The sequence below is a fragment of the Pandoraea pnomenusa genome (genome assembly GCF_040391475.1).
GTDB classification, from domain to species: domain Bacteria; phylum Pseudomonadota; class Gammaproteobacteria; order Burkholderiales; family Burkholderiaceae; genus Pandoraea; species Pandoraea pnomenusa_C.
Genome location: NZ_JBEBXS010000034.1, coordinates 1 through 18064 on the forward strand (window position 1 = coordinate 1; position 18064 = coordinate 18064).

An 18064-nucleotide genomic window follows, 5' to 3' on the forward strand; every position below is an offset into this window, starting at 1 on the left:
GCGTCGCCGCGCGCACCGCACGCCAGTCGATGTGATGCAACGTGCCCGGCAGGGCCAGCGCGCTGTTCACCAGCGTGACCAGACTCACGAGAATGGCCACGCTGGCGACCGGCGCGAGGCCGAATCCGCTCGCGCCGCCGAGCACGATCATGCCCAACCCGAAACCCGTGACTGTCTGGAAGTACGTGGCGAAGCCCAGCAACAGCATCAGCGGCAAGTAGCCCAACGCGACGTGCAGCGTCATCCTCGCATGGCCGGCGCCGGCGTTCCGGTCAGTTTGGCGCGGGCCGCCTGCGCCTGCACGCAGGTGACCCCGATCACGTAATAGATGTCGTCGGCGCTGCATCCTCGCGAGAGGTCGTTCGCCGGGCGATTCAGCCCCTGCAACAGCGGACCGATGGCCTTTGCGCCGCCGATGCGTTCGGCCAGCTTGTAGCCGATGTTGCCCGCATCGAGATTCGGGAAGATCAACGTATTGGCGTGTCCCTCGACCTGCGAATGCACGACCTTGCGCTGTGCGATCTCCGAGACGATGGCGGCGTCGAGTTGCACGTCGCCGTCGATGGCCAGTTGAGGCCGGGCTTCCTTGACGAGACGGGTGGCTTCGACCACCTTGTCGACGGCCGCGTGCCGGGCGCTGCCGCTGGTCGAGAAGGACAGCATGGCCACGCGCGGTGGTTCCATCAGCAGGGCGTTGGCACTATCGGCCGCGGCCAGCGCGATCTGGGCCAACTGCGCGGCATCGGGATCGACGACGAGCGCGCAGTCCGAGAAGATCAGGCCGCCCTTCATGGTGTGGAACGGCTCGCAGAGCATCATCAGGAAGAAGCTCGACACGAGTTGGAACGACGGTTGAATCCCGATGATCTGGATCGCCATGCGCACCACGTCTGCGGTGGTGTTGACGGCCCCGGCCACCGAGCCGTCGGCGTGCCCGAGCCGCACCATCATGTTGGCGAAGCCCAGCGGCGTGCGCATTTCCTCACCGGCCTGTGCGCGTGTCATGCCCTTCTTTGCGCGCAGGCCGTGCCATGTCTCGGTGAACGCGTCGGTCATGTCCGACGTAGCGGGATCGATCAGTTCCATGCCGGCGAGATCGATGCGAGCTGCATCGGCGGCGCGTTGTGTCTTGCCGATATCGCCCACGAGCACGATGCGCGCGATCCCCTCGCGCGTGGCACGGGCGGCGGCACTCAGGACCCGTTCGTCTTCCGATTCGCACAGCACGATGCGCATCGGTGCGCGGTGCGCCGTATCGATGATGCGATGGATGGCTTTCATGATGTCGAAAAAATAAAAAAGCGCCCCCGGCACCCACAGAGCCGGGAGCGCTGTAACACGATCAACCTCAGGTGCTCAGACGTAATCCTTGTACTTGTCGAGCGTGCGCACCGGCTTTGACAGTGCGTCGCGGCGGAACGGATCGCCCAGCTCGCGGGTGCACATGATTTCGATGATCGTCGTCTTGCCGTGATTCATCTGGCGGTCGATGGCCTTCTTGAGCGCCGGGCCGACGTCTTCCAGACGATCGACCACGATGCCCTCGGCACCCATCGCGCGCGCGATGTTCGCGAAGCTCGGGCTCTCCAGCTCGCCCGCGACGAAGCGGCGGTTGTAGAAGTCCACCTGGTTCTTCTTCTCCGCACCCCACTGACGGTTGTGGAACACCACGGCCGTGACCGGAATGTTGTGACGTACACAGGTGAGCGTCTCCATCAGGCTCATGCCCCATGCGCCGTCACCGGCGTAGGAGATGGCCGGACGGTGCGGTGCGGCGACCTTGGCGCCGATGATCGTCGGAAACGCGTAGCCGCAGTTGCCCCAGCTCATTGCCGCGAAGAAGCTGCGCGGCTTGTTGAAGCGCAGGTAGCTGTTGGCCACCGAGTTGATGTTGCCGATGTCGGTCGAGACCATGACGTCTTCCGGCATCGCCTTTTCCAGCTCGCGCAGCACCTGACGCGGATGCAGATACTCGCCGCCGTTGAACGTCTTCTCCTGCTTCTGTTCCTCGATCATGTCGAGGCTGTACGGATCGCGTTCGTGGGTCCACTCGTCGAGTTCCTTCTCCCACGCAGCCTTTTCCGTCGCGATCTGATCGGCACGCGCGGCACGCGTGGCGTCGCACACGAGCGTGCGTTCGGACAGACGCTGCGACAGGGCAATCGCGGCAGCCTTCGCGTCGCCGCAGATGCCCACCGAGATCTTCTTCACGAGGCCCAGCATCTTGTGATCGGCGTCGATCTGAATGATCTTGGCGTTCTTCGGCCAGTAGTCCATGCCGTGCTGCGGCAGTGTGCCGAACGGTCCGAGACGCGAGCCGAGGGCCACGACCACATCGGCCTGTGCCAGCAGCTTCATTGCGGCCTTCGAGCCCTGATAGCCGAGCGGGCCGCACCACAGCGGGTGATTGGCCGGGAAGGAGTCGTTATGCAGATAGCTGTTGACGACCGGTGCGCCCAGACGCTCGGCGAGGGCCTTGCATTCCTCGACAGCGTCGGCCATGACCACGCCGCCGCCCGAGATGATGACCGGGAACTTGGCGTTGGCCAGCAGCTCGGCCGCTTCGTTCAGACGCTCGTCGCCACCGGCGCCGCGATCCAGGCGTTGCGGACGCGGAATCTCGGCCTTGATCTGGCCGTAGAAGTAGTCGCGCGGAATGTTGAGCTGCGTCGGGCCCATTTCTGCCATCGCGCGATCGAAGCAGCGGCCGGTGAATTCGGCCATGCGGGCCGGGTGCGTCACGTGGCCCTGATACTTCGTGAACTCCTGGAACATCGGCAGTTGCTTCGCTTCCTGGAAGCCGCCGAGGCCGATACCCATCGTGCCCGCTTCCGGCGTCACGATCACGACCGGGCTATGGGCCCAGTACGCGGCGGCGATGGCCGTCACGCAGTTGCTGATGCCGGGGCCGTTCTGGCCGATCACGACACCGTGACGACCCGACACGCGAGCGTAACCGTCGGCCATGTGGCCGGCGCCCTGTTCGTGCACGACCGGAATCAGACGGATGCCGGCCGGCGCGAAGATGTCCATTGCGTCCATGAAGGCCGAGCCCATGATGCCGAACATCTCGCTGACGCCGTTGGCGACCATCGTTTCGACGAACGCCTCCGAGGGCGTCATCGTTTGAGGACCGGCGTCGGAGGCCGTCATTTGCTGGGTGGCCGTAGCCGGATCTTTGGCGTTCATGGGTGTCTCCAGTGAAAAATAAACGGAACAAATAATTCCGATTTCATTGCGTAAGTGAAAATCTAGGTGATCTGTCTGCCGTGGTCAATCGGTATTTTTATTATTTGGTACGTTTTGTATTGAAAATTTGCATTGACCTTGGCGATGCCCTGAAACCGCGAGGGTGCGTGGGCGACATCAGAACGCCGGTCGATCCTTGCGGAACGCGTTCTTCACTTCGATCTTCCCGTCGCGCAGGGTGAAGACATCGACCATGCGGGCCTCGACACGCGAGCCGTCGGCCTTCGTGCCGCGGAACGTCGATTCGGACACGGCGCGATTGCCGGTGACGAAATGCACGCCTTCCGTCCACGAGGCATCGGGGAAGTTTTCCCATGCGGACTGGAACGCGGCGCGCACGGCGTCGCGCCCTTCGAACGTGCGGCCCAGCATGTCGGGGCCGGCGACCGCGTGGAATACGCAGTTGTCGGTCATGCAGGCCATGAGGGCGTCGATGTCGTGACGATTCCAGGCGTCGTTGAACGTCGTGAGCAACTGGATATCGGCGGATTCGTTCTGAGTCGTCATTGCAGGTTCCAAAATGAAGCGGAAGTAAAAGGGGGCCAATTCGGGGTCGCCAGTCGGCGCTCGGTCGGTCTCAACGCGCTTCGTCTTGCGCGTGGTATCGCTGATAGAGGAAGCGCTGGCCGATCCGTCGGAACGGCGCGAAGCCCTGCCACTGCACCGCGCCGAAGACGTTCGGGTATTGCAGTGCGGAGTCGTAGATCGGCAGATCCCACGACGGGTCGCGTTGTCCGGCGATGCGCTGCGCGAGGCGGCGTCCGGCATGGGCCGAGAACGACACGCCGTTGCCGCCGTAGCCCACGGCGTAGAAAAGGTTCTGGCGTGGATCGGGTTGCGTGACGCGCGGCATCATGTCGTGGCTCACGTCGACCCAGCCCCACCACGAGTAGTCGATGCGAATGCCCTTGAGCGCCGGAAACTTGCGATGGAGTCCCTCGACGAGCACCGCCATGTGTTTCGGATTTGTCGCATCGGCGCCCGTGATCGAGCTGCGGCTTCCGATCTGCAGACGGTTGTCCGGCAGCAGGCGGTAGTAGTAGCGCAGTGTGCGCGTGTCGGTAATGACTTCGTGCGTGCGGAAGTTCGTCGCGGCGATTTCGTCGGGCGTGAGCACACGCGTGACGAGCGAGTTCGACAGGATCGGCATGATCTTGGCGCGCAGCGCTTTCGTCACATCGTTGCGCGTATAGCCGCCCGTGGCGAATGCCACGGCCTTGGCGCGCACCACGCCGCGCGGCGTGCGCACGTGATGCATGCCGTTGATCGTCTCGACACCCAGCACGGGGGTGGACGGATGCACACGGGCACCGAGGGCGCGGGCCATGCGCAGATAGCCGAACGCGAGCTTGAGCGGATGCACGCCAATGCCGTCCGGCTCGTGCAGCGCGCCGCAGTTTTCCTGATCGTCGACGTACTGCTCGCTGACCTCGGCGCGCGAGAGAATGCGCGTGTCGTAACCGAATACGTCGCGCATGACCTTCGCTTCGTTGCGCAGGAACGCCATCTTGCGATCGCGGTGTGCGATATAGAGATGGCCACCCGGTTGCGGGTCGCACTCGGGTACTTCGGCGATGAGCGACTTGAAGGTGTTGAAGCCTTCGCGGATCTCGGCGTCCAGACGCAGTGCCGTTTCCTTGCCCCAGCGTGCGATCCACTGCGAGCGATAGAGTCGTCCGCTCGCGTTCTGGCCCTGGCCGCCGTTACGGCTGGTGCAACCCCAGCAAGTGCGATTGGCTTCGAGCACCGTGGCCCGGATGCCGTGTTCGCGAGCGAGGAAGAGGGCGGTAGACAAGCCGGTGAAGCCTGCACCGACGATGACTACGTCGACGTCGGCATCGCCGGGCAGGGGCCCGTCGTCTTCGGGCGGCTCACCGGCGGTGGCGACCCAGTAGGTGGGGGCGTACTCCATCCCGAGACCGGGACTGGACGAGACAAGCGGATCGTAAAGCGGATCGTATGGCGCAGCTTCGGAGCGGCGATCCAGCGCGAAGGATTCAATCGTACCCACGGTAGGCTCCTGACGGAAATGAGCCAATACTGCCAAGAACATTTTCGCGGGATTAGTACCACCGGCGCTTTGTGATGGTGCCAGCGAAAAGCACTACGGCCGCAGCGTTTCCGGCGCGGTGTGAACACATCTCTGGCACCACAGTTTTCTGCCATGTGGCTCTAAACGGCGCGATTTTTGGCTGGGGATACTGGGCCAGAACAGTGGAGACAGGACATGCTCAGATTGTTGATTGGCCTTGGATTGCCGTATCTCGGTGTGGTGGGTTTGCTGCCTTGGGCAGCTTCCGTCGAACGCTACCTGTTCGGCGTGCCGTTTATTTATGGCTGGATCTTTTTGTGGTTCGTGCTGACGTCCGGCTGCCTTTGGGTGTGCTGGATGCTCTTCGACCGGCACGCCGCCGAAGAACCGGCCTGATCCCGCGCATCGCCTAATGCCCCTCGTGGCACACGCCGGCAGGCGTCGTGCCTCTGCGGGTGCGGCCCGGTCCCCCCGATGACCCGCCGCGCCCGGCCTCGAAAATCCGGAGATTACGTCGATGGCAACCCTCATCTTTGCCGGCTTCATTCTGTTGTCGGTCTATCTCGCATTGCGCGCGCGCGGCGGACGCGGCCCGCAAAGCGTTCACGATTTTTTCGTGGCGTCACGCCAGTTCGGCGCGTGGCTGGTGTTCTTCCTCGCCGCAGGTGAGATCTACAGCATCGGCACGATGGTCGGTTTCCCTGGCGGCATTTATGCCAAGGGGCCGACGTATGGCGTGTGGTTTCTCGGCTATATCCTGCTGGCCTATCCGGTCGGTTACTTCCTCGGCCCGAAGATCTGGGACGCCGGCAAGCGCTACAACGCGATCACGCTGCCCGATCTGTTCAAAGGGCACTTCAACAATCGCTTCCTTGAACTGGTCGTGGCGGTGACGGCCATCGTCTTCCTGCTGCCGTGGGGCCAGTTGCAGTTCACCGGTCTGGTGGCCGCGCTCAAGGGACTGGGCTGGAATTTCCAGCCGCTGTGGCTCATCTGCTTTTCCGCGTTGCTGGCATTCGTCTATATCGCGATTGCGGGGGTGCGTGCGTCGGCCTACATCGCGGTGCTCAAGGACGTGCTGATGGTGGCGGCCATTGTCATCACCGGTGTGGCCGTGGCGTGGGAATCGGGCGTGACGCCCGTGTTCCAGGCAGCGAGCCAGCACGTGAGCAATGCGATGAGCACGCAGCAGCTCACGTTCGCGATGACGACCATCGTGTTCCAGTCGCTGGGCATGTACGTGATGCCGTTCGGCGTGCAGAACTTCTTCACGGCGAAGAGCGCGTCGACGATTCGCCGCACGCAGGTCGCGATGCCGCTCTACATGCTGATGTATCCGTTCCTCGTGCTGGCCTCGTATTACGCGATCAGCCAGAACATCCAGCTGGCCTCGCCCAACGAAGCATTCTTCGCCGCCGTGACGCAGCTGCTGCCGCAGTGGCTCGTCGGTCTGGTGGCGGCCGGTGCGGCACTGTCGGGGCTGCTGGTGCTCGCGGGCATCTGCCTCGCATTGGGTCCGATCGTCACGCGCAACATTCTGTCGGGCATGCCGGAGCATCGCCAGAAGCAAAGCTCGAAGCTCGTGATCGTGCTGTACCTGCTTGGCTCCATCGTGCTCACGCTCCTCACGCCGAATCTCATGCTCACGCTCATCAACATGGCGTACTACGGCGTGACGCAGTTCCTGCCAGGCGTCATCGCCGTGGTCTTCCGCATGCGCGTGCGGGCAACGGCGGTCGCGGCCGGCGTACTGGCCGGACAAGGACTCGCCCTCGTGCTTTACTACAAGAATCCTGACCTCGGCGGTGTGAACCTCGGGCTGATCTGCCTGATCGTCAACGTCGTGGTGATGTCGGTGCTCAACCTGATCCTCGGCGGCCGGCGCGCCGGATCGATGGACGCGGGCGTGGGCACGCTTTCCACCTATAAGAAGTCACAATGACAGACAGAGACAATAGTACCGATACCCGCAACGACAACGCCGCGATCCACGAGGACATCCGCGTCTACGTGGCCCGCAAGATCCTGACGATGAACCCGGCGCAGCCCGTCGCCACGCACGTGGCCGTGTGCGACGGGCGCATTCTCGCGGTCGGCGGACCCGACGACATGCGTCGCTGGACCCATGCCGCACCCATCGAAACGTTGCAAGACAAGGTGCTGATGCCCGGGCTCGTGGAAGGGCACTGTCACCTGATGGAAGGGGCGATGTGGGACGCCGTCTATGTCGGCTATTACGACCGGCGCGGCCCCGACGGCCATCTGTGGGAAGGGTTGAAAACGCCGGCGGCAGTGCTGGAGCGGTTGAAAGCGGCGCAGCGAAAGTTGACCGACGATCACAAGCCGCTGCTCGCCTGGGGCTACGATCCGATCTTCTTCGAGGATACGCCGCTGGTCGCCAGGGACATCGACGGTGTGTCGATCACGCGTCCGATCGCGATTCTCCACGCCAGCGTGCATCTGATGAACGTGAATACCGCGATGCTCGAACTTGCGGGCATCGATGGCGACACCGACATCGAGGGGATCGTCATGGGCGAGGACGGTGAGCCGACCGGCGAGCTTCAGGAGTTCGCGGCCATGTTACCCGTCTACCGGGTGATCGGCGAGGGCCTGTCCATTGCCGCGAGCGAGAGTGTGCGGGCGATCTGGAACTTCGGGCGCGTGGCGCAGCTTGCCGGGGTGACGACCACGACCGACCTCGTCAACGACCTGACGCCCACCGGCACGGCAAATCTCCGGGAGGTTACCGGCGATCCGACGTACCCGGTTCGGATCGTGCCGGCATTCGCGCCGCAACGCTGCCCGGAGGGCGGGCCGCAGCGCGTCTTGACCGCGCGTGAGGGTAACACCGACAAACTGCATTACGGTCCGGTGAAGTTCATCGTCGACGGCTCGATCCAGGGCTTCACCGCACGCCTTCGCTGGCCGGGCTATCACAACGGCAAACCCAACGGCTTGTGGCTGATTCCGCCGTCGCAACTGGTCGAGACGTTCCTGCCGTTCCACGCGGCGGGCCTGCAACTGCACATCCACACGAACGGCGACGAAGCCACGGAAGTCGTGCTCGACGCCATCGAAAAGCTGCTCGAGTTGCACCCGCGTGCGGACCATCGGCACACGCTGCAACACTGCCAGATGGCGGATGTCGCGCAACTCACGCGCGCGCAGCGGCTGGGGATGTGCGTCAACTTCTTTGCGAATCACGTCTACTACTGGGGCGACGCGCACTATCGGCAGACGATGGGGCCCGATCGCGCCAACCGAATGGATGCCGCCGAGATGGCGCGCCAGCTCGGGATACCGTTCGCGCTGCATTCCGATGCCCCGATCACGCAACTCAATCCGCTGTTCACCGCGTGGTGCGCGGCAAAGCGCGAGACGTCGTCGGGCCGTGTGCTTGGCGAGTCGTTGCGGTTGCCGGTGGCCGACGCACTGCATGCGATTACCCTGGGTGCTGCGTTCACGCTGGGCATGGACCACCTGATCGGCAGCATCGAAGTCGGCAAGTACGCCGACTTTGCGGTGCTCGACGCCGATCCGTTCGAAGTTCCGGTCGATGATCTGCGCCAGATGCCGGTGTGGGGAACCGTGCTCGGCGGCGACGTGTTCCGTGCGCCCGCATGACGACGGGGCAGACAACGCAGAACGAGACGCGCATGCCAGACGAGCCAATCCCAACGCCCGTTGCACCTGCGACGGGCGTGCGAGCGCCGATTCCGATGGTGGTCCTCGGCGGCTATCTCGGCGCGGGGAAGACGACGCTTGTCAACGCGCTGCTGCGCAATGCGAACGGTCTGCGCGTGACCGTGCTCGTGAACGACTTCGGATCGATCAACATCGACGCGTCGCTCATCCGTGAGCGCGGCGACGATGTGATCGGTCTGGAGAACGGTTGCGTATGCTGCACCATCGGCGGACGCCTGGTCGAAACGCTCATCGCCCTCGGTGAGCGCGAGGTCCGGCCCGACTTGCTGGTGATCGAAGCGAGCGGTGTGTCCGATCCGCTGCGCATCGCGCAAGTGGGGCTACTCGACCGCGCGTTCCGGCTGCACGGGATTGTCGTCGCCGTCGATGCGAACGGCATCGAGGAAACCCTGGACGACCGCTACGTGGGCGACATCGCCCGCAAGCAGATCGCGGCGGCGAGCACGATCGTGCTGACCAAAACCGATCTGATCTCCGACAGCCATCTGACGCAGGTGAGGGCTCGTCTCGATGCGCTTGGCGCCACGAAGATCGTCGTCAGGGCGGATAACGGCGTCGTGCCGCCCGCCATCCTGTTCCCGGACGACACGTTCACCTTGCCGGGCCTGTTGCGTCCGAGACCGCTGCGCGCCACGCGAGACGCCTTGCCCGCAGGGCTGAGAAGCTTCGCCTGGCAGACGGACGCGGTGCTGGATCGCACCCGTCTGAAATCCGCTTTGGCAATGTTCCCGGGGAAGCTCTTGCGCGCGAAGGGGTTTGTCGCCTTGTCGCATGGCATGAGCGAAATGCACGCCGTGGGTTCGCGCGTGGCATTCGTGCGACGCCCGGAGATCTCGTCTCGGGCGTCGTCGATCGTGTTCATCGGGGTACTCTCGGACGATGAGATCGCGCAGCTGCGCAATGCGTTGCAGGCTTCCTGACTCGACTGACACCGATACCCTTCGAACGATCAAATCCGGGCGACCGCATACGCGATCGCCCGAATTCATTTACAGCTCGTAACCCGGATCCGGCGCGCGCAGCTTGCGCCAGATCGAGCGCACGGTGAACGCGACGAGCAGGACCGTCAGGCTGGCCACGCCGAGCGCGAGCGGCGTGCGCTGATCCGGAATGAACGCCATGGCGCCGACGATCGTCAGCATGCCGACAATGGCCACCCACGTGAGATACGGAAAGCCCCACATGCGCACCTTGAGCTTGCCCGGGGCCTCGCGCTCGAGCCGTTTGCGCAGCTTCAGTTGCGAGAACGCGATGAGTACGTACACGAAGATCGCTACCGTGCCATACGAATTCACGAGGAAGGCGAACACGGTATCGGGCGACACGTAAGACATCACCACGGCGGCATAGCCGAACAGCGTGCCGACGAGAATCGCGCGCACCGGCACGCCACGTGCATTGAGCTTCGCCAGCGACCGTGGGGCATCGCCGCGACGCGTCAGTGCGAACAACATCCGCGACGACGCGTACAGGCCGGAGTTCAGCGCTGAGAGCACCGCCGTAAGCACCACCGCATTCATGATGTGCGCGGCCGCCGGAATACGCATCGCTTCGAGTGCGCTCACATACGGCGTTGCCATGCCCGCGGAATTCCAGGGCACCAGCATCACGACCAGCAGGATCGAGCCGATGTAGAAGAACAGCACCCGGCCGATCACCGAATTGGTCGCGCGCGCCACGGCCTGTTGCGGCTCGGCGGCTTCCGCTGCGGCAATCGTCACGATCTCCGCGCCGAAGTAGAAGCCGGTCGCGGCGACCGCGCCAGCCATCACGGGACCGATGCCGTTCGGCATGAACCCGCCGTGCGAGAGCAGATGGCCGGTGCTCGCAACCGCGCCGGGCCACATGCCGAACACGAAGAGCGCGCCGAGGAACAGGAACACGACGATGGCGGCCACCTTGATCGAAGCGAACCAGAACTCGAATTCGCCGTACGACGCCACCGACACCAGATTCGTCAGCGTCAGCACGACCAGCAGGGTGAGGCTGATGGCCCAGGCGGGAATGTCCGGCAACCAGAACTGGATCAGATTGGCGCCTGCCACGGCTTCGACGGCAACCACGATGACCCAGAAGTACCAATACATCCAGCCGGTGAGAAAACCGGCCAGCTCGCCACCCACGGGTTTGTCGTTCCACGCGAGGCGCGCGTATTCGTAGAACGAGCCGACGGCAGGCAGGGCGCAGGCCATCTCGCCGAGCATGCGCATGACCAGCACCACCAGCGCGCCGGTAATCAGGAAGGAGAGCACCGCAGCCGGACCGGCCGCGTGCACGACAACGCCACTGCCGACGAAAAGGCCCGCGCCGATCACGCCACCGAGCGCGATCATGCTCATGTGCCGTTGCTTCAGACTCGATTGGAGATGCGTTCCGCTGTCACGATCGGCCATGACGACCTCCCGTGCATGCATCGGCGTAGTCGGCGCGCGCCGCTGCGACGACGCGGGGGGAGTGCCGGGCGCTACGGAAAACGGGGGATGGGAAGAATGGGACTACATGGGGGGAAACAACCAATGTCTCGACTGCCACACAACCTCCTGAATGCCTTATTCGACGGCAGGTGCGGCCGGGGGAGCCGCCCTGCGTCTTTTGTGATGACCAACGGACCGCAACTGCCTTGTCAGACCTTGCCTTTCCAGGGCACCAGCACGCGCTCGAGATGGCGCATGATCAGATCGAAACCGAAAGCGAAGAAGCCGATCACGATGATCCCCATGATCACGATGTCAGACGCGAGGAACTCCGCCGCGTTGAGCACCATGAAGCCGAGGCCGCTCGATGCTGCGACCATTTCGGCGGCCACCAGCGTGGTCCAGCCCACACCGATGCCGATACGCATGCCGGTAAAGATCTCCGGCAACGCGGACTTCACGATCACGTGCATGACGATCTGGCGCGGGGAAGCGCCCATCGAATATGCCGCGTGAATCTGTTCCATCGAGACCGAGCGCACGCCGGCACGTGCGGCGATGGCGAGCGGGGCGAAGATGGCCAGGTAAATGAGGAAGACTTTCGAGAACTCGCCGATACCGAACCAGATGATGACGAGCGGCAAGTAGGCCAGCGGCGGCAGGGGACGATAGAACTCGATGGGCGGATCGAAGACCCCGCGCGCAATGCGCGACACGCCCATCAGAATGCCGACCGGAATCGCCGTCACGCAAGCCAGTGCAAAGGCGCCGAACACGCGGTAGAGGCTCGCGAGCGTGTGTTGCCACAGCGTCGATCCGGCAAAACCTTCGGTCGAGACCTGAATGAATTTCTCGACGATGGCACGCGGACCCGGCAGGAACAGCGGTTTGATCATGCCGGAGGACGTAATGGCGACCCACAGCAGCAGCAGGGCGATCACGGTCACGATGCTGATGAGCAGGCTGGGACCTTGTCCGGGCGCGCCAAACGATTCGCCGGCCTTGACCGGGCGCGGCGCGAACAGGCGGGCGAACCACCCGCGTTGACGCGGCGGGCGGGGCGAAGACGCGGGTGAGGCGGGGGAGGCCGGGCGGGGCATACCGGTGCCAGGCGTCGTGACGGGTTTGGTCATCATGATGGCAACATCTCCTGCGGCATCAGGCCGCGACAGCGTTGGCGTCGGACGTTGCCGTCTGACCTGCGCGCTCGTCGCCGTAGATGATGCTGAGCACGGTCTCGCGCATGGCGATGAAATCGGGGCTCGACTTGATGGCGCGCGCATCGCGGGACTCGAGATAGCGCTTGTTGAAGTCGAGTTCGTAGGTGTGCGTGATGCGACCCGGGCGCGGCGACATCACGATCAGGCGGCTCGCCAGAAAGAGCGCCTCTTCCACGCTGTGCGTAATGAAGAAGATCATCTTCTGCGTCTCGCGCCATACGTCGAGCAGCAGTTCCTGAATGGTTTCGCGCGTGAGGGCGTCGAGCGCGGCCATCGGCTCGTCCATGAGCAGCATCGACGGATTGCACGTGAGCGCGCGCGCAATGCCCACCCGCTGCTGCATGCCGCCCGAGAGCTGATAGATCATGTGGTTGTGGAAGTCCTGCAGGCCGACGAGCGAGAGGTTGCGCGCCGCAAGTGCACGTCGCTCTGTCTTCGGTACGCCCTGCAGCTTCAGGCCGAACTCGGTGTTTTCCATCACGTTCAGCCAGGGCAGCAGCGCGTGCTTCTGGAACACCACGCCGCGATCGGCGCCGGGACCTTCGATGGGCGCGTCGCCGAGCAGCAGTTCACCGGAGGTGGGGGCGATGAAGCCGGCCATCAGACTGAGCAGCGTGGTCTTGCCGCAACCCGAGGCGCCGAGCGCCACCACGAAATCGCCGGGTGCGATGGTCAGGTCGACATGGGCGAGCGCCTGCACCTGCTCGCCGGGACGCCGGCCGGGATACACGACGCTGACGTCGTTGACGATGAGTTGTTCCATGAAGCCCTTCTCCTGTCGATCGAGCGATCGGGGAGGGGCGACTGCGCCGCAGACTTCCGGCGCAGCGGCCCCGGTACGGCTTACTTCAGTTTGAGTGCGGCGTCGACGTAGCGCGAGGTGACGTACGGCGCATAGTCGCTCTTCACGGCGTTGATTTTCTGCTGACCCTTCAGGAAGTCGGCGGTGTCCTTGAGCGCCTTGGCCGCGCGGCTGTCCTTGCCGCCGAGCCATTCGCCCGACGCTTGCTGTTGTGCCGACGGGTAGGCGTACAGGGAGAGCGCACCGGGAACGTCTTCCGGTTTGCCGCCGATCATCTTCACGATCGCCTTGACCTGCGGCGAGGCGGGCGTCCATGCGGCCTGATTCTGACGATAGGCCGCGTCGGCATCGGCGATCACCTTGACGAACTTCGCCATGAAGTCGGCGTTCGCCTCACCCCACTTGCGATCCACGGCAATGCCGTCGAAGGTCGGCTTGCCGGCCTTCGTCAACTCGCCCGACGTGATGAGCACGTGACCGCTCTGCTTGATCTGGGCGAGCGCCGGATCCCACACGTAAGCCGCGTCGATATCGCCACGCTCCCACGCCGCCACGATCTGGTTGGGCTGCATGTTCAGCACCTGCACTTCGGTCGGCTTGATGCCCCAACGCTGAAGCGCGTACATGGTGTGGTAGTGCGTGGTCGAGACGAACGGCACGCCGATCTTCTTGCCCTTCAGGTCGGCCGGCGACTTGATGTTCGAGGCATTGCGCACGACCATCGCTTCGGCCTGGTTGATGTCGTCGAGAATCCAGAACAGTTGCAGGTCGAGGCCCTGCGAGACGGCCGCCGCCATCGGGCTGGAACCGAGCACACCGATCTTGATGTCACCCGACGCGAGCGCCGTGGCGACCTTGGCACCCGACTCGAACTGGCGCCAGTGGATCTTGTAGCCGGTCGCCTTCTCGAACTCGCCGCTGGCGATGGCGACCAGCCAGGGATCGACGATCTGCTGGTAGGCGATCGTCACCTCTTTTTCCTGCGCCTGTGCCGTGGCGGGCACCGTCAATCCGAGCGTCAGGGCGGCAGGCAATGCCGCTGCCGCCAATGCTGTGGCAGCGAACACCCGTCGCAGCCGGTTCGGAAGTCCATTCATGGTTCACCTCTAATCGGGAAGTTTTCGATGGAACACTCGGATTGACGCATTTGGCGTTTCAGATACGCGTCAAGTGACTGCATCATTGCCGCGCGCATTTTTGTTCGTTAGAGCCAGTTGGCCGTATTTGATGATGCCAACTGGTCCAGTCGGGACTGAATCGTCTCGAAAGCCGCATGAATGCTGGATTTCGACGAGATTCGCCCGGACTGCGGATAAACCCGAATTCGGAATTAACGTCACCGCTTGATGAGTAATAATTGACGCTCTGGAAGTGACAAGAAGCGGGAGGCGCGATGTCGAGCCGGATTTCAGCGGCGATGTGGAACCAGTTGTTTCTGGTGTCGGCACGTGCCGGCATGAGTCTGCAGAGCCAGATACGTCAGATGCTGGTGTCGGCCATTCTGGACGAGCGCCTGATGCGCGGTGCGGCCGTGCCGTCGTCGCGCGAACTGGCCGAAGGGCTGGGCGTGGCGCGCAACACGGTGGTGCTGGCCTACCAGCAGTTGGTCGACGAGGGGTACCTGATCGCGCGAGAACGGCGTGGGTACTTCGTCAATGGCGACATCCTCGCGCCGCGCGTCGGGTCGCAAAGCGGGGCGCAGAGAGATACCACCGAGCCCGACGCTGGCACCATTGCACCGCTGGATCCGTCCACGCCCGACTGGGAGGGGCGCTACGTGGTGCGGCCTTCGGTGCAGCGCAACATCGTCAAGCCGGTCGACTGGCAGCAATACCAGTACCCGTTCATCTACGGGCAGTTCGACCCGACGATGTTCCCGACGGCCGACTGGCGCGAGTGTTGCCAGAAGGCACTCACGGTCATGGAGATTCGCGACTGGGCGCCGGACATGATCGCCCGCGACGACGAGACGCTGATCCAGCAGATTCGCACCCGCGTGCTGCCGCGCCGGGGTGTCTGGGCGGACGCCGACGAGATCGTGCTCACCAATGGTGCGCAGCAGGCACTGTATCTGCTGGCCGACCTGCTGGTCGGTGCGCGCACGACGGTCGGCATCGAGGACCCGGGCTATCCCGACGCGCGCAATATCTTTGCCATTCGCACACCGAAGCTTGTCGGCCTGTCGGTTGACGAGCACGGCCTGCCGGTCGACGAACGTCTGTCGCAGTGCGATTACGTCTACGTCACGCCATCGCACCAGTGTCCGACCACGACGACGATGCCGCTGGCGCATCGGGAGGCGCTGCTGCGCCGGGCCGAGACCGACGACTTCGTTGTGATCGAAGACGACTACGAAAGCGAGAACAGTTATTCGGACATCCCGATTCCGGCGCTCAAGAGCCTGGACCGCAGCGATCGCGTGATCTACATCGGGAGTCTGTCGAAGTCGTTCGCGCCGGGGTTGCGGCTAGGCTACATCGTGGCGCCGGCGGCGCTGGTGGCCGAGCTGCGCGCGTTGCGACGCCTGATGATCCGCCATCCGTCGGCCTTCATTCAGCGTTCCTTTTCGATGTTCCTCGCGCTGGGGCACCACGACGCGCTGTTGCGCCGTCTGGCCGACACTTATGCGAAGCGCGCGGAAGTGTTGAGCGCTGCGCTCGCCACGCACATGCCGGAGGTGTCGTTCGTGCAGGTGAAGGGCGGGGCGTCGTGCTGGGTACGCGGACCGGACTCGCTCAATGCCAATGCGCTGGCCGCCCGGGCGAAGTCGCGCGGCATTCTGATCGAGCCGGGGGATGTGTTCTTCATGGGGGACACGCCACCGCGAAACATGTTCCGGCTGGGTTTCTCGTCGATCCGCCTCGAACACATCGAGGCGGGAATCGTGGCGCTGGCGCAGGTCATGCACGAGACGATGGCGGCGCAGGCGTAGCGGTAGCCACCCTGTCCCGGGCAAGGCCTCAGGGAGCGCCGTTGCGGCCGTAGAGTCGGAAGCCTTCCCGTGTGGAGAGCCGTTCGTAGTAGGCCGAAACGCCTTCCAGGGGCGGGTGATCGATGGGCACGCTGAACCAGCGATGTACCGACAGGCCGATGGGGATGTCGGCGAGCGTGAAGGCGTCGCCGGCCACGAACGCTTGCGTCGCCTGCAACTGACGATCGAGGACGCGCATCAGGCCGCTCCAGCGCTCGATACTGCTGGCAAGGGCGCGAGCATCGCCATAGTCGGGGGAGCGACGTACCAGCGACATGAACGGATATCGCCAGTACCAGTTCAGATCGGTGGCTTGCCAGTCGATCCACTGGTCGAGACGGGCGCGCTCGCGGGGGGCGACCGGATACAGATCGGTGCGCCCGCGCGAGGTGACCAGATAGCGCAGGATGCTGTTGGACTCCCACATCACGAAGCCGTCGTCTTCGATGACCGGCACCATCAGGTTCGGATTTAGCGCGGCGAATGCGGGATTGTCCAGCGTGCGCGACGCATCGCCATCGCCCCACGGTTCGTTCACGAACGGCAGACCGAGCTCATGGCTCAGCCACAACACCTTGCGTACATTGATGGACGACGGTCTGCCGAGAATGCGGAGCATGAGGCACCTTGATCGAGGGACGGATGCGGAGGACGGGATTGTCCGACAGCCCGATTCTAGGCGGGAAAGGGGTGCTCGGAACAGATACAGATCGTGCCTGCGTCGGGCAGAACAGAGGCGGTCAGCATTCGTGCAGCCCTCGATGTTCGGCATGCGGGAGCGGGCATGCGAGCGACTCGGGCCACGCGCGCACGCCGCCACCGGCTGGCGGCGACGTGCCCGTCAAACCGTCATTCGTCCCACGCCGGCGCGAGGCCTTCAGGGCTGACTTCGCGTCCATTGCGCTCCAGCGCGCCGATTCGCGCCATGTCATCGTCTGTCAGGCGCAGCGTCTGCGCCAGCAGGTTGCTCGCGAGGTTCTCTCGCCTGGTCGACGACGGGATCACGGAGAAGCCACGTTGCAGCGCCCATGCAAGTGCCACCTGCGCGGGTGTGGCTCGATGGCGCCGGGCGATCTCACCGATGACCGGATCACCCAACACCTTGCCGTAGCCCAGCGTCATGTACGACGTGACGCGAATCTCCGCTTGCGCCAGGAACGCGACGAGCTTCTGATTCTGGAGATACGGACTTAACTCGATCTGGTTGGTCGCGATGTTCTCCTTGCCGACCGCCGCGATCGCCTGCTTCGTAAGGTCGATATTGAAGTTCGAGACCCCGATCTGGCGCGTCAGGCCCCGGGCTTTCGCGTCCGCCAGCGCGGTCATGAATTCGTCGAGCGATACGCCGTTGCCGGGCGCCGGCCAATGAATCAGCGTGAGATCGACGTAATCGGTGCGAAGCTTGCGCAGGCTGTCTTCGAGGCTCGGCACCAGTTTGTCCTTGCCGTAGTTCTCGACCCAGATCTTGGTGGTGAGGAACAGTTCGTCGCGGCGCACGCCGGACTCGGCAATCGCCTGACCGACGTCGGCTTCGTTGCCGTAGATCTGCGCCGTATCGACGGCGCGGTAGCCGAGATCGATGCCGTTGCGAACGGAGTCGATGACGGCTTGCCCCTGCAGGCGGAACGTACCGAGACCGAAGGCGGGAATGTTGCTCATGACGAAGCT

15 protein-coding genes and 1 pseudogene are annotated in these 18064 nt (G+C 64.0%); 5 read left to right on the forward strand and 11 right to left on the reverse strand.

The window, feature by feature from the left end:
* The 5 genes and pseudogenes from ABWO90_RS23095 to ABWO90_RS23115 all read right to left on the reverse strand — a co-directional run.
* Positions 1-244: pseudogene (locus tag ABWO90_RS23095) on the reverse strand (hypothetical protein); the annotation flags it as partial.
* The gene (pta, locus tag ABWO90_RS23100; RefSeq protein ID WP_353193569.1) at positions 241-1281 is read right to left on the reverse strand and encodes a phosphate acetyltransferase; all 1041 of its coding nucleotides are present in this window, start codon (positions 1279-1281) and stop codon (positions 241-243) included. The gene pta and the pseudogene ABWO90_RS23095, both read right to left, overlap by 4 nt.
* 75 nt (positions 1282-1356) lie before the next feature.
* Positions 1357-3189, reverse strand: coding sequence for a sulfoacetaldehyde acetyltransferase (xsc, locus tag ABWO90_RS23105; RefSeq protein ID WP_502922683.1), 1833 nt, complete (start codon positions 3187-3189; stop codon positions 1357-1359).
* Positions 3190-3366: 177 nt separating this feature from the next.
* Positions 3367-3756, reverse strand: coding sequence for a nuclear transport factor 2 family protein (locus ABWO90_RS23110; protein WP_353193570.1), 390 nt, complete (start codon positions 3754-3756; stop codon positions 3367-3369).
* A gap of 70 nt (positions 3757-3826) precedes the next feature.
* Entirely contained in the window at positions 3827-5260 is a 1434-nt protein-coding gene (locus ABWO90_RS23115) for an NAD(P)/FAD-dependent oxidoreductase (protein ID WP_353193571.1), read from the reverse strand.
* 216 nt (positions 5261-5476) lie between these two features.
* Between ABWO90_RS23115 and ABWO90_RS23120 the strand changes: the two genes are divergently transcribed.
* The 4 genes from ABWO90_RS23120 (at position 5477) to ABWO90_RS23135 (ending at position 9909) form a co-directional block, all read left to right on the forward strand.
* Positions 5477-5677 carry a DUF3311 domain-containing protein gene (locus tag ABWO90_RS23120; RefSeq protein ID WP_353193572.1) on the forward strand — a complete coding sequence of 67 codons (201 nt, stop codon included), beginning with the start codon at positions 5477-5479 and terminating at the stop codon, positions 5675-5677.
* A gap of 121 nt (positions 5678-5798) precedes the next feature.
* Positions 5799-7223 carry a sodium:solute symporter family protein gene (locus ABWO90_RS23125; RefSeq protein ID WP_353193573.1) on the forward strand — a complete coding sequence of 475 codons (1425 nt, stop codon included), beginning with the start codon at positions 5799-5801 and terminating at the stop codon, positions 7221-7223.
* Positions 7220-8908, forward strand: coding sequence for an amidohydrolase (locus ABWO90_RS23130; RefSeq protein WP_353193574.1), 1689 nt, complete (start codon positions 7220-7222; stop codon positions 8906-8908). Before ABWO90_RS23125 ends, ABWO90_RS23130 begins: the two co-directional genes overlap by 4 nt.
* Before the next feature lie 32 nt (positions 8909-8940).
* A complete protein-coding gene (locus ABWO90_RS23135; RefSeq protein ID WP_353193575.1) occupies positions 8941-9909 on the forward strand; it encodes a CobW family GTP-binding protein in 969 nt (322 codons plus the stop codon).
* A gap of 69 nt (positions 9910-9978) precedes the next feature.
* On the opposite strand, the gene ABWO90_RS23140 is transcribed toward ABWO90_RS23135, so the two are convergent.
* From ABWO90_RS23140 to tauA, 4 genes are all read right to left on the reverse strand, one after another.
* The gene (locus ABWO90_RS23140; protein WP_353193576.1) at positions 9979-11382 is read right to left on the reverse strand and encodes an amino acid permease; all 1404 of its coding nucleotides are present in this window, start codon (positions 11380-11382) and stop codon (positions 9979-9981) included.
* Positions 11383-11612: 230 nt separating this feature from the next.
* Positions 11613-12539 (reverse strand): ABC transporter permease subunit, encoded by a 927-nt coding sequence (locus ABWO90_RS23145; protein WP_502922684.1) that lies wholly within the window; start codon positions 12537-12539, stop codon positions 11613-11615.
* Positions 12540-12561: 22 nt separating this feature from the next.
* Positions 12562-13386 carry a taurine ABC transporter ATP-binding protein gene (locus tag ABWO90_RS23150; RefSeq protein ID WP_353193577.1) on the reverse strand — a complete coding sequence of 275 codons (825 nt, stop codon included), beginning with the start codon at positions 13384-13386 and terminating at the stop codon, positions 12562-12564.
* An 80-nt stretch (positions 13387-13466) separates the two neighbouring features.
* Positions 13467-14522 (reverse strand): taurine ABC transporter substrate-binding protein, encoded by a 1056-nt coding sequence (gene tauA / locus ABWO90_RS23155; protein WP_353193578.1) that lies wholly within the window; start codon positions 14520-14522, stop codon positions 13467-13469.
* Between the two features lie 296 nt (positions 14523-14818).
* On the opposite strand from tauA, the gene pdxR reads away from it, so the two are divergent.
* Positions 14819-16357, forward strand: a complete 1539-nt coding sequence (pdxR, locus tag ABWO90_RS23160) for a MocR-like pyridoxine biosynthesis transcription factor PdxR (RefSeq protein WP_353193579.1) — start codon at positions 14819-14821, stop codon at positions 16355-16357.
* A gap of 28 nt (positions 16358-16385) precedes the next feature.
* Here pdxR and ABWO90_RS23165 read toward each other — a convergent pair whose 3' ends face one another.
* The gene (locus ABWO90_RS23165; protein WP_353193580.1) at positions 16386-17015 is read right to left on the reverse strand and encodes a glutathione S-transferase family protein; all 630 of its coding nucleotides are present in this window, start codon (positions 17013-17015) and stop codon (positions 16386-16388) included.
* A gap of 230 nt (positions 17016-17245) precedes the next feature.
* A complete protein-coding gene (gene dkgB / locus ABWO90_RS23170) occupies positions 17246-18055 on the reverse strand; it encodes a 2,5-didehydrogluconate reductase DkgB (protein WP_353193581.1) in 810 nt (269 codons plus the stop codon).
* Positions 18056-18064 lie beyond the last annotated feature (9 nt).